At 67.7% G+C, this 13751-nt stretch carries 11 protein-coding genes and 1 pseudogene; 7 read left to right on the top strand and 5 right to left on the bottom strand.

Translation table 11 applies throughout. The annotated features are described in order from the left end of the window. Positions 1-119: 119 nt before the first annotated feature. The gene (locus AX672_RS04880) at positions 120-635 is read left to right on the top strand and encodes a hypothetical protein (protein WP_066649079.1); all 516 of its coding nucleotides are present in this window, start codon (positions 120-122) and stop codon (positions 633-635) included. Between the two features lie 24 nt (positions 636-659). Here AX672_RS04880 and AX672_RS04875 read toward each other — a convergent pair whose 3' ends face one another. Then, the gene (locus tag AX672_RS04875; protein WP_066649078.1) at positions 660-2984 is read right to left on the bottom strand and encodes a hypothetical protein; all 2325 of its coding nucleotides are present in this window, start codon (positions 2982-2984) and stop codon (positions 660-662) included. Positions 2985-3076: 92 nt separating this feature from the next. On the opposite strand from AX672_RS04875, the gene AX672_RS04870 reads away from it, so the two are divergent. The 5 genes from AX672_RS04870 to AX672_RS04850 all read left to right on the top strand — a co-directional run bounded on the left by AX672_RS04870 (position 3077) and on the right by AX672_RS04850 (position 7985). Further along, positions 3077-3370 (top strand): hypothetical protein, encoded by a 294-nt coding sequence (locus AX672_RS04870; protein ID WP_066649077.1) that lies wholly within the window; start codon positions 3077-3079, stop codon positions 3368-3370. Positions 3371-3436: 66 nt separating this feature from the next. After that, positions 3437-4618, top strand: coding sequence for a hypothetical protein (locus AX672_RS04865; protein ID WP_066649074.1), 1182 nt, complete (start codon positions 3437-3439; stop codon positions 4616-4618). Between the two features lie 34 nt (positions 4619-4652). Further along, positions 4653-5753, top strand: coding sequence for a DUF2336 domain-containing protein (locus AX672_RS04860; RefSeq protein WP_066649073.1), 1101 nt, complete (start codon positions 4653-4655; stop codon positions 5751-5753). Continuing rightward, positions 5750-7132 (top strand): sensor histidine kinase, encoded by a 1383-nt coding sequence (locus AX672_RS04855; protein WP_066649072.1) that lies wholly within the window; start codon positions 5750-5752, stop codon positions 7130-7132. Before AX672_RS04860 ends, AX672_RS04855 begins: the two co-directional genes overlap by 4 nt. Positions 7133-7418: 286 nt before the next feature. Beyond that, a complete protein-coding gene (locus AX672_RS04850; RefSeq protein ID WP_066649070.1) occupies positions 7419-7985 on the top strand; it encodes a hypothetical protein in 567 nt (188 codons plus the stop codon). Between the two features lie 7 nt (positions 7986-7992). Here AX672_RS04850 and AX672_RS04845 read toward each other — a convergent pair whose 3' ends face one another. Continuing rightward, positions 7993-8184 (bottom strand): hypothetical protein, encoded by a 192-nt coding sequence (locus tag AX672_RS04845; protein WP_066649068.1) that lies wholly within the window; start codon positions 8182-8184, stop codon positions 7993-7995. Between the two features lies 1 nt (position 8185). Beyond that, positions 8186-9469 (bottom strand): citrate synthase, encoded by a 1284-nt coding sequence (locus AX672_RS04840; RefSeq protein WP_066649066.1) that lies wholly within the window; start codon positions 9467-9469, stop codon positions 8186-8188. Between the two features lie 225 nt (positions 9470-9694). Between AX672_RS04840 and AX672_RS04835 the strand changes: the two are divergent. Beyond that, a pseudogene (locus AX672_RS04835) lies at positions 9695-11779 on the top strand (ComEC/Rec2 family competence protein); the annotation flags it as partial. A gap of 13 nt (positions 11780-11792) precedes the next feature. Here the strand turns inward: AX672_RS04835 and lexA are convergent. Both lexA and AX672_RS04830 read right to left on the bottom strand, forming a co-directional pair. Then, complete coding sequence (gene lexA, locus AX672_RS18155; protein ID WP_082730384.1) at positions 11793-12464, bottom strand: transcriptional repressor LexA; 672 nt, start codon at positions 12462-12464, stop codon at positions 11793-11795. A 58-nt stretch (positions 12465-12522) separates the two neighbouring features. Next, entirely contained in the window at positions 12523-13704 is a 1182-nt protein-coding gene (locus tag AX672_RS04830) for a molybdopterin molybdotransferase MoeA (protein WP_066649339.1), read from the bottom strand. Positions 13705-13751 lie beyond the last annotated feature (47 nt).

Raw genomic sequence — 13751 nt, 5'->3', positions numbered from 1 at the left:
ATTATCTGCAATCATGATGACAACATGATTCGTAATTTTGTGAGAAAAATGCATTTCCTGCGTTACAAAATTGCCACAGTAACATCTTCAACCAGTCACGAAGGGCGCGCGCGATGGCTATGGCAGGTTTGTTAGTCGCGGCGTTGGCGATTGGGATTTATCCCGAAACGAAAACGCTTGATAATCAGGCACTCGCGCAGAAATTTGCACAGTGTCTGGCGATCGCCGTCGATAGCGAACGGCTGGCTTGTCTCGAGCGGGAAGCGCGGACGCTGATCGACAATGAGGCGAAGGGCGAGATCGTGATCGTCGACCAGGAGACTATGGCAAAGACGCGCCGTTCGCTGTTCGGATTCAGCCTGCCCAAGATCAAGCTGTTCGGCGCCGGGGATCGAACCGGTTCGGACGTGGCGAATGATGTGCTGGAAACATCGATCGTCGCTGTCCGGGCCGAACGCTATGGGCTGTGGACGCTCGACTTGGCCGAAGGCGGGCGGTGGCAGACCACGGAGAGCTGGTCCTTTGGTCCGACGCCGCGGGTCGGCAGCAAGGTGCGGCTCGATCGCGGCGCGCTGGGCAGCTATTCGCTGAAGACGCCGGGTGCACGACCGGTCGCGGCCCGTCGGATCAACTGACGCCAACCCGGCGCGCTGAACCCATTAACTGCGTAGCCGCTCGATCGCCTGGGCAAGGGCGACATAGAGCTTGCCCATGTCGGAGGACAGCAATGTTACCCCCATCGGCGCGCCGTCGCGCTGGGCGAGCACGCCGCGCAGCATGCTTTCGAAATCGTGGATATAGCGGTTGACTTGATCGCGGAAGGCAGGGTCATTCTCGTGCAGGCGAGCGATCTCGCGCGCTTCGGTCGCGTCGAGCAGGCGGACCGCGCGGCGCGTGAAGACGCCGCGGTCGCCCTTCAGATAAGCGGCCCAGGCGCTGTCGGCGACGTCCGCCGAAAAGGCTTTGGCGATATCGATCGACGCCGAATTGAGCGCCTCGACGAGGATCGACGAACGCCGCCCGAAGCTGTCGGTATCGGCTTTCTCGCGCTCCTCGCGTGCTTCCTCGATCCGCGTGTCGACGAGCGCGGTGGTCTCGGCGATGGTCAGCATCTGGTCGGCGAGCCGGTTGGCGGCACGCTGCGCGGCGGCGACGGCATCTTCGGCGGCGGTTGCGATCGCGGCGAGCTGGCGTTCGACTGAATTGCCGATCGCGCGTTGCATCGCCTCGACGCTCGCGCTTTCGATCATCGTCGCAGCCTCAGGGATCACGCCCGCCAGTGTGTCACGCGCGCGGTCGGCGGCAGTCGCGGCGGTATCGCGCACCCGGATCAGCGCTTCGATCAGCTGGGGTGCGGCTTGCTCCGCGAAATGCTGCGTCCGGCCGATTGTCGCGTCGAGCGTCTCGCCGATCGCCTCGGCACGTTCGCGACCCGTTGCAAGCGCATCGTTGAGCAGCTTCGACAGCTGGTCGAGTGTCGCGCGCTGGCCCTGAATCACCGTGGCAATCGCTTCGATCGCGTCGTGCGTGCTTTCGGCGGCCGTTACGAGCGACAGCAGTTCGGGTTTGGCGCCGGCAACGACACTGCGGCTGGCGGCGATGCGCGCGTCGAGCCGGGCGAGCGCTTCGGGCAAGGTTTCGTCGATTTCACGCGCGGCAGCATCGAGCGATGTCAGCAGATCCTCGCTGGTGTTGATCACCTTGCGTGCGGTCGCTTCGCCGGTGTTGAGCGCTTCGGTCATCGCATCGGCCGAGCCGCCGAGCGCGCTGATCGACGCGGCGAGCATCTGATTGCGGTCGATCTCGCGCTTGTGGAAATCCTCGAGCCGCGCCTCGACGACTTGAAACTGGTGGTCGAGATCGCGCACCAGCGCATCTCCCGAGGCGCGCTGTTCGCCGAGCCGTTCGGCGATCCGGCCAATGACGTGCTCGATCGCGGCGATGCGCTCCGCCAGTGCTTCGACGCTGTCGCGGCTGGCGCGGTTGAGCGCGGCCTGATTGGCCTCCAACATTGCAAGCATCGCGTCGCCCTGCGCAGCGATGCCCTTGCGCGCTTCGTCGACCGCCGAGGCAGTGCGGCCGAGCAGCCCGTCGACCGCATCGGACATGGCGCCGGTGACTTGTTCGAGCCGCGCGCTCGCGGTTTCGCTGGTGGCTTCCATCCGCGTGATATGGGCGGCAAGCTTTTGCGCCGCAGCGCCGGTAACGTCGTCGGCGATGCGGCCCTGTTCGGCAAGCGCCGCGAGCTGCGCGCCGAGCGCTGCGGCCCGTTCGCTGGCTTCGAGGCCCGTCGCCGCCAGCGTCTTGGCGATGTCGGCGGTTTCGCCATGCGCGCGCGGCAGTGATGCGAGCAGCACACTCAGCGCGCGCTCCGCGCCGGTAACGGCATCGGTGAGCGCGCGGGCCTGCGCATCGGCAGTGTCGACTTGCTGGGCGATGCCGCTGCTGATCGCGGCAAGCCGTTCGGCGGCGCGATCGGCCGTTGCCGACATGATGTCGGCATGGGCGGCAAGCTGCTGGCCATTGGCTTCGACCCGTCTTGAAACGGTCGCCAGCGTCAGGTCGAGCGCGCGCGCTTCGGCCCGCATCGCCTGCGCGGTCGCGGCGAACCGGCGCGCTTCGGCGCGGCTGGTGCGCTGGGCAAGGAGCCAGAGGATGCCGATCAGCGCCGGTGGTACACACAGCGCGGAAATGAACTGGACGAGCGCAAGCGGGGCGAGGCCTGTGCTCAGTACCGGCCAGCTGAGCGCGATCATGCCGCCGAGCCACCCCGCGACGGCGGCAAAAGCGAGCGTCGGTCCGAGCCAGCGCCAGATCGAGCGCGGCGGAGCTTCTTCCTCCTCGTCGACAACGACAGGGTCAGCGGCCGGGAGCGGGGCGGGCGGCGCGACGTCTTCAAGCAGCAGCGAGTCATCGTCGGGCGCTGCCGTCGATGCACTGGCCGGTCCGATCCGAAGATCGATGATACGCGAACCCCCGTTCATCGCGCATGTTTACCACGAATTGTGCGCGCGCAAAGCCCCCGTGGTCCCCGCGCGGCAACGCGGCGTTAACGCCTCGCGCGCTAGCGTGCGGCATGGCTTATGATCCCGGAGCAATCGACGCATCGCTCGCCGCCGCGCTGGGCGAAGACAGCGCGCTGATTGCCGAGCTGCGCGCTGCGTTCGTCGAGAGCGCCGCGCGGGCCAGTGCGGCGCTTTATGATGCCGAGGATGCCGCCGCGTGGCGCGCCGCCGCGCTGCGCCTGAAGGGACTGGCGGCGAGCTTCGGTGCGGTGCGGCTGATGGCGATCGCTGCCGAAGCGGCCGAGGCGACACCGCATGACCCGCGCATCACCGACCGCGTGGTGCGTGCGGTCGCTCGGCTCTGAGCCGGGACAAGCCGCCAAATAGCCGATCCCTTTGCCAAGCGGTATTTCAGCGCTTAAGCGCGGCCGATGCTTGCCGGCCTTTTGTTTGCCATTGACGACGCGGATGACCGCCCCGATACTCTGGTTGCGACCTTGCCGTTCGGCGGGGGTACTCTGCTGGAATTTCAGGCGCGGTTGCTGATTGCGGCGGGGATCAGCCAGATTGCCGTCGTTGTCGCGCGGCTGACCCCCGAACTGATCGGTGCGATCAACCGGATCGGGCGGCGCGGCATTGCCGTCGATGCGGTGCGATCGGCTGCCGAGGCCGTCGCCAAGCTGCACCCGCTTGCCTCGGTGCTGGTGCTGGCCGACGGGCTGGTCACAACCGGCGATATCGTCGCGAGCATGGTCGATGAACAGACGGGCGATGAGGGCGACCTGCTGCTGGTGACCAGCGACGCCGATGCCCTGCCCGGGCTGGAGCGGGTGGGGCGCGACGCGATCTGGGCGGGGCTGGCGCGGGTGCAGCCAGCGCGGCTCGCCGAAGTCGCAGCACTTCCCAAGGAATATGATTTCCAGTCGACCTTGCTGCGGGTGTGCGCGCAAGGCGGCGCGGTGCATTTGACGTTACCGGCAAGCCGGAGCCGGGCCGGTCACGGCATCGAGCATGATTCGGCGCGGCTACGCGGGCGCAACGACGCCGTGCTCGCTGCCTATGTTTCCAACCGGGTAAGTTGGGTCGAGCGCTGGCTGATCGCCCCGGTTGCGCGCGCCTCGATGCCTTGGCTGGTGGGACGGGCAGTGCCGGGTACGACGCTGGCGGGCGCCGCAGGGGCAGTGATGCTGGGCGGGCTGGCACTGACCGGCGGAGGCTGGAGCGCCGCTGGCCTTGCGCTGGCGTTCTTGGCCGTGGGCGCGCTGTTGATTGGCACGGCGCTGGCGTGGCTGCGCGACGAAGCGATGCTCGCACGCGTGCAGCAAGGGCTGATCGCGGGCGGTGCGGCGCTGGCCGCGCTGCTGCTGGGCTGGTCGACAGGCGGCGAGGCGAGCCTGATCGCGGCGCTCGCGCTGGTCGTGCTCGGCGGGCTGGCCGAGCGCGCGGCGAACGAGCGGATTCGGCAGCGCTGGTGGGCGCAAGCCGCCGCCTATCCGCTGCTGCTGCTGCCGTTTGCGGCCGCTGGCCAGCCATTGGCGGGACTGCTGGCGGCGGCGGGCTATGCCGGGCTGACGCTGGGCGCCGCCATTGAGGCGCTGCGCGAAAAGCCTTAGTCTGGTTTTAACGCAACATCCATAAGCGTGAGACATGTCGATCGACCGTGGCGACATGAACGATGGCCTCCCGCCGGATGCCAGCCGACTGCTCGCGCGCGGAGCAGCCGATGACGTGCGCGCGCGCCGCCGCATCGTCGCAGCGAGTGCGGACCTGCATCTGGACGAGACCGAGCGGCTCGACGATCGCTATCGCACCGCGCTCCACCACATGATCGCGGCACTGGTCGCGCTGATCGAGACCGATCTGCGGCAATATGCGGCGCGTCAGCTGGTCGCGCGCGGCATGCCCGAACCGGCGCTGGCGATGAGCGAGGCAACGCTGATGGCCGATGGCGCGCTGCGTGACGCCGGGCTGCTCGACGACCCCGATTTCATGCGCGCGATGCTGGGACGGACCGGGCTGGCGTTGCTTGCCGAACGGCTGCCGCTCGCGACCGCAGCAAATGACCGCCCGAGCCTGTTGGTGCGGCTGGCCGAGCACCGCGACGGCGTGGTCGCGGCCGCCGCAAAGGCGTTGCTGGCCGCCGACGCGCGCCGCCGCGAAGCGGTCGACGGCGCTGCGCCGCGCAACGACATTGCCGCGGAGCAACAACATCAGCTGGTCTGGTGGACGGCCGCCGCGATCCACCGCGACTTTGCCGAGACTTGCGAGAGCATGGCCGATTTCGATCGCGCGCTTACCGAAGCAGCGACGCGCGCCCTGTCGGTGCACGACGAGGCCGAGCGTGCCGAAGCAGCGGCAATGCGGCTGGTCGCAATGCTCGCACCGCAACCGGGCGAGCGCGCCGACCTGCTCTACGAAGCACTTGCCGATCGCCGGCCGGCGCTGTTCGTGGCCGTGCTGGCGCAGGCGCTCGAGCTCGATTTCGATCAGGTGCGCGACGTCGTGATCGATCCTGATAGCGACCGGCTGTGGGTAATGCTGCGCGCCGCTGCGCTGGAGCGCGACACGATCGCGCGGCTGGGGCTGGCGCTGTGCGAGGCGATGCCCGGTCGTGATGTCGAAGCCTTTGCCGACCGGCTCGATACGATCATGGCGGTTACCCCAGTCGCTGCCGAAGCGGCATTGGCCCCGCTGCGGCGCCATACCGATCTGCGCACGGCGCTGGCGCGGATGGGAAACCGCCGGTGAATCAGGTCGATAGCGCGCTGCCGGTCATCCACGGTCGGATCGACGCCGTCGGGCATCTTGTCGAGGCTGATGCGCGGCTCAACGCGCTCAACTCCCGTGCAGGCGGGCGGATCGGCGCGCCGATCGCCGTGCCGCAACTGGCGACGCTGGTGCGGCTGGCGCAGCGGCTGCGCGTGCTCGTGTCGCGGTCGGTCGTGGTTGCCGATGGCGACAGCGATTGCGACATGTGGGTCCGCGCTGAACCGCAGGCCGACGGCGGCGTCCGGCTGACGATCAGCGGCTGGCGCCCGCGCGGCGCGTGGCGAGCCGACGTCGATCCAGTCCAGCGCGAAGCCGATCTGGTGCGCGCGGGCGGCGGCTGGCGCTGGGAAACCGATGCCGCTCTTCGTCTGACGCATGTCGCAAGCGCACTCGGTGGCGGTCAGGCGGGCGATCCGCTGGCGTTGCTCGGCCAGCCGCTGACGCATCTGTTCAAGCTTGGCGAGGATGAGGCCGGGTCAGTGCCGATCCTGAGCGCGCTGGCGATGCGCGCACGGTTCGACGATCAACCGGCGGCGCTGCGCGCAACCGGCCAGCGCGTGCAATTGTCGGCAGTGCCGCGGATTGATGCCGCAGGTGGCTTTGCCGGGCTGGTTGGCTCGGCGGAAATGGTCGATGCCGAAACGACCGGGCCGGAGGCGCCGCCGTCGAGCTTTGCCGCGCGGCTGGACCAGGCGCTGCGCGCGCCGCTCGGGCGGATCATTGCGCATGCCGACAGCATCAACGCGCAGGCCGAAGGGCCGCTGCGGCAAGATTATGTCGATTACGCCGCCGATATTGCGACCGCGGGGCGGCATCTGCTCGGGCTGGTCGATGATCTGGTCGACCTGCAGGCGATCGAGCGGCCCGATTTCGTCATTGCGACCGAGCCGGTCGACCTTGCCGATATTGCCCGCCGCGCGGCGGGGCTGCTGGCGGTACGCGCGGCTGCCGGCAACGTGCGGATCGATCGCCCCGCCGCCGACGAAACCGTGCCTGCGGTTGGCGAGTTCAGGCGGGCGCTGCAGATTCTGGTCAACCTGATCGGCAATGCCGTGCGTTACTCGCCGCCCGGCGGCATGGTGTGGATCCGCACCGAGCGCGAAGGTGACCGCGCCGTGGTCGTCGTCGCCGACCAGGGCAAGGGCATCGCGATCGAGGATCAGGCGCGCATCTTCGAGAAGTTCGAGCGCGTCGACCCGAGCGAGCCGGGCGGCAGCGGTCTTGGCCTCTACATTGCCCGGCGGCTGGCGCGGGCAATGGGCGGCGACATCACCGTCGACAGCGCACCGGGGCAGGGCGCGCGATTTAGCTTTTGGCTGTCGGTTCGCGGGGAGACAGGTTCGCCAGTAGATGAATAGTTGATGTCCCGGCGCGATATTGAAATGCCAAGCTACAAATCGATGCATCGATTGCAATAGAATTAAATGCCATCCGCAAAATTTAACGCTCAATTAGCCGATGCCCACTAAATAATTCCTCACTAGTCGCTGAGGAAGAACATCAATGATGCGAAGGTCTTTCGGGAAGCGTGTGGTCGAGTCTGGTCCGGCGCGCTCGGTGCCGCCTTACCCGGGTCCACAGCCCGACGCCGATGGTGAGACGCGCGTCATTCCCCAGGCAATGTGGGATGGCCCCCGGGGCGAAATGCTGCGTGACTTAGGATTTTCGCCCGATGATCCGAATAATCTGGCGCTGACGCCCGAACGTGCACGTGCCAAGGAGGACGCTGCAACGGCGCGGATGAATGCCCTGGTCGCCAAAGTAAACGCGCATGTGCCCGGTGTTTCCGTCATTCCTTGGGCAATGATTCCCTGGTCCGTGTGGGAAGGATTGAACGCCGAGTTTCTGATCAAGCGCGACTTTCTTCCCAGTTCGCCTTGGAACAACCTGCTTTTGCCCGCTGATGCCGCCTCGGCAGATTTTCTGGGCCTGCCGCTCCATCCTCGCGCCGCCCAGCCGGGTCTCGATGAGAACGTCGCAGCGCTCATCACCGAACTCCGAATCGAAGCCCGCGATGAGTTTCAAACGACATTTGCTGCCCTTGCGCGCGGGGACTGGTCGGCGCTGGATCGGCACGAGGCATTCCGGAACGATCAGTTCAAGAAGCTTATTGCTCTGACGCGATATGTCGCCGATCTGGTATTTGGTTCAGCCGCCTGCGCGCGGCACGATGAACTCTTCGGGTTCGGGCTGTCGGAAGTGACGGGCTAGCGCGCGGTCAGCGCTTGCCCCGCGCGAACAGCAGGACTCCTAAGCCAGCGACCGCCAAGGCGGCGCCGCGGATCGCCCAAGGGCGCTGATCGATCATGAAGCTCGACGGCGGCCAGTGGACATAGCCCAGCCCCTGACCGACCCACAGCAGCCCCATCGCCACCATCAGCGCGCCGAGGATGGCGAGGGCGCGGCGCATTTCAGCGCTGGTCCAGCGGCACGTAATCGCGCTGGGTGGGGCCGGTGTAGAGCTGGCGCGGGCGGCCGATCTTCTGCTCGGGGTCGGCGATCATCTCGTTCCACTGCGCGACCCAGCCGACGGTGCGGGCGAGCGCGAACAGCGCCGTGAACATCGTCGTCGGGAAACCGATCGCCGACAGGATTACGCCCGAATAGAAATCGACGTTCGGAAACAGCTTCTTTTCGATGAAATAGGGGTCGTTGAGCGCCATTTCCTCGAGCTGCAACGCGACTTCGAACACCGGATCGGTGACCTTCAGCGCCGCGAAGACCTCCCGTACCGTCTGCTGCATCACCGTCGCGCGCGGGTCGTAGTTCTTGTACACGCGGTGGCCGAAGCCCATCAGGCGGAACGGGTCGTTCTTGTCCTTCGCGCGCTCGATATAATGCGGGATGCGGTCGGGCGTGCCGATCTCGCGCAGCATGTTGAGCGCGGCTTCGTTGGCACCGCCATGCGCCGGACCCCAGAGGCAGGCGATGCCCGCCGCGATGCACGCGAACGGGTTCGCGCCCGACGAGCCGGCCAGACGGACGGTCGAGGTCGACGCATTCTGCTCGTGATCGGCATGCAGGATGAAAATGCGGTCGAGCGCCTTTTCAACGACCGGATTGACGACATAGGGCTCAGCCGGAACGCCGAACGTCATCCGCAGGAAATTGCCCGTGTAGCTCAGCGAATTGTCGGGATAGAGGAACGGCTGGCCGACCGAATATTTATACGCCATCGCCGCGATCGTCGGCATCTTGGCGATCAGCCGGTGGCTCGCGATCATCCGCTGGCGCGGATCGGTGATGTCGGTCGAGTCATGATAGAAGGCCGACAACGCGCCGACGACACCGCACATTACCGCCATCGGGTGCGCGTCGCGGCGGAACCCGCGGTAGAAGGTCATCAGCTGTTCGTGCAGCATCGTGTGGCGAGTGATCGTGTAGCTGAAGTCGGCGAGCTCGTCCGCGCTCGGCAATTCGCCGTTGAGCAGCAGGTAGCAGACTTCCATGAAGCTCGACTGTTCGGCGAGCTGGCCGATCGGATAGCCGCGGTGGAGCAGCACGCCTTCGTCGCCGTCGATATAGGTCAGGCCCGATTCGCAGCTGGCAGTCGACGTGAAGCCGGGATCGAAAGTGAACGTCCCTGTCTGCGCATAGAGCTTGCGGATGTCGATCACCTGTGGGCCGATCGACCCCGACACGACCTTGTAATCATGATCGGTGCCATTGACGGTGAGTTTGGCGGTATCGGTCATGTGTCTGTTTCCCTAGTCTGCCCCAGCCGGATCGCCGATGCGATCGGGCCGGGAAAGTGGCGGTCGCCGGGTCGGCTGGCGCCTTCCGTATCCCAGTCAGCAATGGCGTCAAGCAGGCTTTGGTCGCGGCGCGGGCCAGATGCGCGCGGGCGGCCCCCGACGGTACCCTGACGGTGCAGGACAGCTTGCGCAGACGGGGTCCAGGCGCGCAGACAGGCGCTCGCGATGGGGGGCAGGGCGCATATTTTCCCGCGCGTGATCAGCGCGGTCGAACGCTGGCTGGAAGGCGAGCGCGATCAGCTGTTCCTGTGGCTGCCGGTGATGCTTGGCGGCGGCATCGCCCTGTGGTTCGTGCTGCCCGATCCGCGGAGCTGGACGTTTGCGTCGTTGTCGCTCGCCGGCTTTGCGGCAGCAGCGCTGGCGCTCGATCGCGGCGGTCGGATGACGCGCGTGGCGGCGATCGCTGCTGCCGCCGCAGCGCTCGGGCTGGGACTGGTCTGGTGGCGGGCCGAGCGTGTCGCGGCACCTGTGCTCGCTCGCCCAGTGGTGACATTGATCGAGGCGAAGGTCGAGCGAGTCGAGCCGTTGCCGCCGCGCGGGCTGGTGCGATTGCGGCTGGCACCGCGTGCAGGATCGCCCAGTGCCGATGCCGTGCCCCGCCATCTGCGCGTCAATCTGGCCGATGCCGATGCGCCGGCCGGGTTGAGCGCGGGGGCTGTGATCCGGCTCGGCGTGCGGCTGCTGCCGCCACCGCCCCCCGCCGTGCCCGGTGCCTATGATTATGCACGGGTCGCGTGGTTCGACGGTATCGGAGCGACCGGGCGCGGCTTTGCGCCGGTCACGGTCCTGCACGCTGGGGTACCCGATCAGGGCCTGCGTGCGCGACTGTCCGCGCACATACAGGCGCAGGCACCGGGCAGTCCCGGGGCGATCGCGGCGGCGCTGGCGACCGGTGACCAGGGGGCGATTGCGCTCGGCGATGCCGAAGCGATGCGCCGCGCCGGGCTCGCGCATCTGCTGTCGGTCAGCGGGCTGCACATCACTGCTGTCGTCGGCGCGACGATGCTGATCGTGCTGCGGCTGCTTGCGCTTAGTCCATGGCTGGCGCTGCGCGTGCGGTTGCCGCTGGTCGCGGCGGGGGCGGGCGCGCTGGCGGCGATCGGCTACACCGTGCTGACCGGCGCCGAAGTGCCGACGGTGCGGTCGTGCGTCGCCGCGTTGCTGGTGCTCGCCGCGATTGCACTTGGGCGTGAAGCCGTGACGCTGCGGCTGGTCGCGACCGGCGCGCTGGTGGTGTTGCTGGCCTGGCCCGAAGCGCTCGCCGGGCCGAGCTTCCAGCTATCGTTCGCGGCGGTCGCGGCGATCGTTGCCCTGCATGAAGCGCCGCACGTGCGCGCCTGGTTTGCGGCTCGCGAGGAAGCGTGGTGGCGGGGCCTGCTGCGCCGCGTTGCCGCGCTGCTGGTGACCGGCATCGTCGTCGAGATCGCGCTTGCGCCGATCGGGCTCTATCATTTCCACAAGGCCGGGCTCTACGGATCGCTGGCGAACATCGTTGCGATTCCGCTGACGACCTTCGTGGTGATGCCGCTCGAGGCGCTGGCGCTGCTGTTCGATCTGGTCGGGGCGGGCGCACCCTTGTGGTGGCTGACGGTACAGGCGCTGCGGCTGCTGCTGGCGATCGCGCATCTGACGGCGGCGGCGCCGGGAGCAGTGGCAACGCTGCCGGCGATGCCGGGCGCGGCCTATGGTCTGATTATCGCGGGCGGCCTCTGGCTTGGCCTGTGGCGGACGCGCGTGCGGGCCGCGGGGTTGATCCCGATCGCGGCCGGTGCGGTCTGGACCGTCGCGACGCCGCTGCCCGATCTGCTTGTAACCGGGGACGGTCGCCATCTCGCGTTACGCACGCCCGAGGGCGAGATCGCGATGCTGCGCGACCGGGCGGGCGACTATACGCAGGCGATGCTGGCCGAAAATGGTGGCATCGACGGGGTGCCGCTGCTGCTGGCCGAGCAGGACTTCGCTCGCTGCACACGCGATCTGTGCCTCGCCGAGCGCATGACGGGGGGGAGGCGCTGGCGGATCCTTGCGACGCGCAGTGTCTATCGCATCGACGCGACCGCGCTGATCGACGCCTGCGCGCGCGCCGACATCGTCGTCAGCGACCGCCGTTTGCCACGCCGCTGCACGCCGCGCTGGCTGAAGCTCGACCGCCCGATGCTTGCGCGCACGGGCGGTGTCGCGGTCAGCCTCGCCGCTGGTTCGATCACCACGGTGCGCACGCCCAGCGACCGGCACCCATGGCGCGATCCGCCGGTGCTGCCGGTCAGTCGTAGCGGCGGAGCAGCCCGGCGAGTTTCCCCTGCACGCGCACCTGCGCTGGATGGTAACGCTGCGGATCATAAGCGCGGTTGGCCGGATCGAGCCGGATCATCGCGCCTTCGCGACGGAAATATTTGAGCGTCGCTTCGTTGTCCTCGATCAGCGCGACCACGATCTCACCGTCGCGCGCGACTTCCTGCCGCTTGATCAGCGCATAGTCGCCGTCGAGAATGCCGGCATCGACCATCGAGTCCCCGGCGACTTCGAGCGCATAATGTTCACCGCCGCCGAGCAGCGCTGCGGGGACCGCAAGCATCGCCGAGTCTTCGAACGCCTCGATCGGCACGCCAGCGGCAATCCGGCCATGCAGCGGAATTTCAATCACGTCATTGGCCGGTTCGGGCATCGGCCGAACGTTGGCGGGCGCCGCGGGTGCGGCCGTCCGCTTCTTCGGCTCGGCACGTTCGGGCATGCGGAGCACTTCGAGCGCGCGGGCGCGGTTGGGGAGACGGCGGATGAATTGGCGCTCCTCGAGCGCGCTGATCAGCCGGTGCACGCCCGATTTCGATTTCAGATCAAGCGCTTCCTTCATTTCCTCGAACGAGGGCGAAACGCCGGACTCGGTCAAGCGGTCGTTGATGAAGCAAATAAGTTCATGTTGCTTGCGCGTTAGCATCGCTCAACTCCACCGTCTGGAACAGACGCCGAACGATTAGGCAACAAAAAGAACGAAGTCAAGCGATGGTGAGGATTTCCACCGAGTCGCCTGCCGCTGCTGCCGGTGCGCCCGGTGCGCGACGGATCAGGCAATCGGCGCGTGCCAGCGTCTGCAGCATCGAACTGTCCTGGTGGGTGGCGGAATGAATGCGCCCGTCGCGCGTTTCGGCCCGCAGATAATCCTCGCGGTGATCGTTCGCCGGGAGTTGGGCACCGAGCGTTGCGGTCAGCAACGGCGGCAGCGGATTGCGCGCGCCCGCCATCGCGGCGATCAGCGGCTTCAGGAACAGCGTCGCCGTGACAAAAGCCGAGACAGGATTGCCGGGCAGGCCAAGCACGACCGCCTCGCCGAGCCGTCCGGCCATCATCGGCTTGCCGGGGCGCATCGCGATCCGCCAGAAATCGATCGTCGCTCCTGCCGCTTCGAGCGCGGGGCGGACGAGGTCGTGGTCGCCGATCGACGCACCGCCGCTGGTGACGAGGATGTCAGCGCGCACCTGCGCAAAGCTGGCCGTCATCGCGGCGAGATCGTCGGGCAGGATGCCGAGGTCGATCAGGTCCACCGGCAACGGGGCAAGCAACGCGGACAGCATGACGCCGTTGGATTCGGGCAATTGTCCGGCGCCGACCGGCTCCCCCGGACGCACCAGCTCATCGCCGCTCGCGGCCAGCGCGACGCGGATCGGCCGATTGACCGCAAGCTCGCCGTGCCCGGCCGCCGCCGCCAGCGCGACCCGCGCCGGCGTCAGCCGCTCGCCGCGCGCGATCAGCACGTCGCCCTGCGTGAAATCGAGCCCGCGCGGGCGGACGTTGCGGCCCGCGTGGCGGGGGCCTTCGCCAGTCAGCCGGACGCGGTCGCCTTCGCGGGCCGCTTCCTCCTGCACCATTACCGTGTCGGTGCCGGGCGGCATGACCGCACCGGTGAATATCCGCACTGCCTCGCCGGGGGCGACGGCACCGCCGAAGGGGTGGCCAGCCGCGCTTTCGCCGATCACCCGCAGCGGCCCGGGGAGATCGGCGAAGCGCACTGCATAGCCATCCATCGCCGACAGATCGGCTGCGGGCTGGGTGCGCGCGGCGATCACATCCTCGGCGAGCCAGCGCCTGGCCGTGGCCGCGAGCGGCAATATCTCGCTGGCAACGCGGGGCGCGAGGCTAAACAACAGGGTCTGAGCTTCGGTGACGGGGAGCAGCGACATCGACTTCGGCCATCGCATATCATGCGCGCGTTGCGAAGGCGCCAGCG

Source organism: Sphingomonas sp. CCH10-B3 (assembly GCF_001556185.1).
Taxonomy (GTDB): Bacteria; Pseudomonadota; Alphaproteobacteria; order Sphingomonadales; family Sphingomonadaceae; genus Sphingomonas; species Sphingomonas aquatica.
This window is presented reverse-complemented; position numbering and strand designations above follow the sequence as displayed.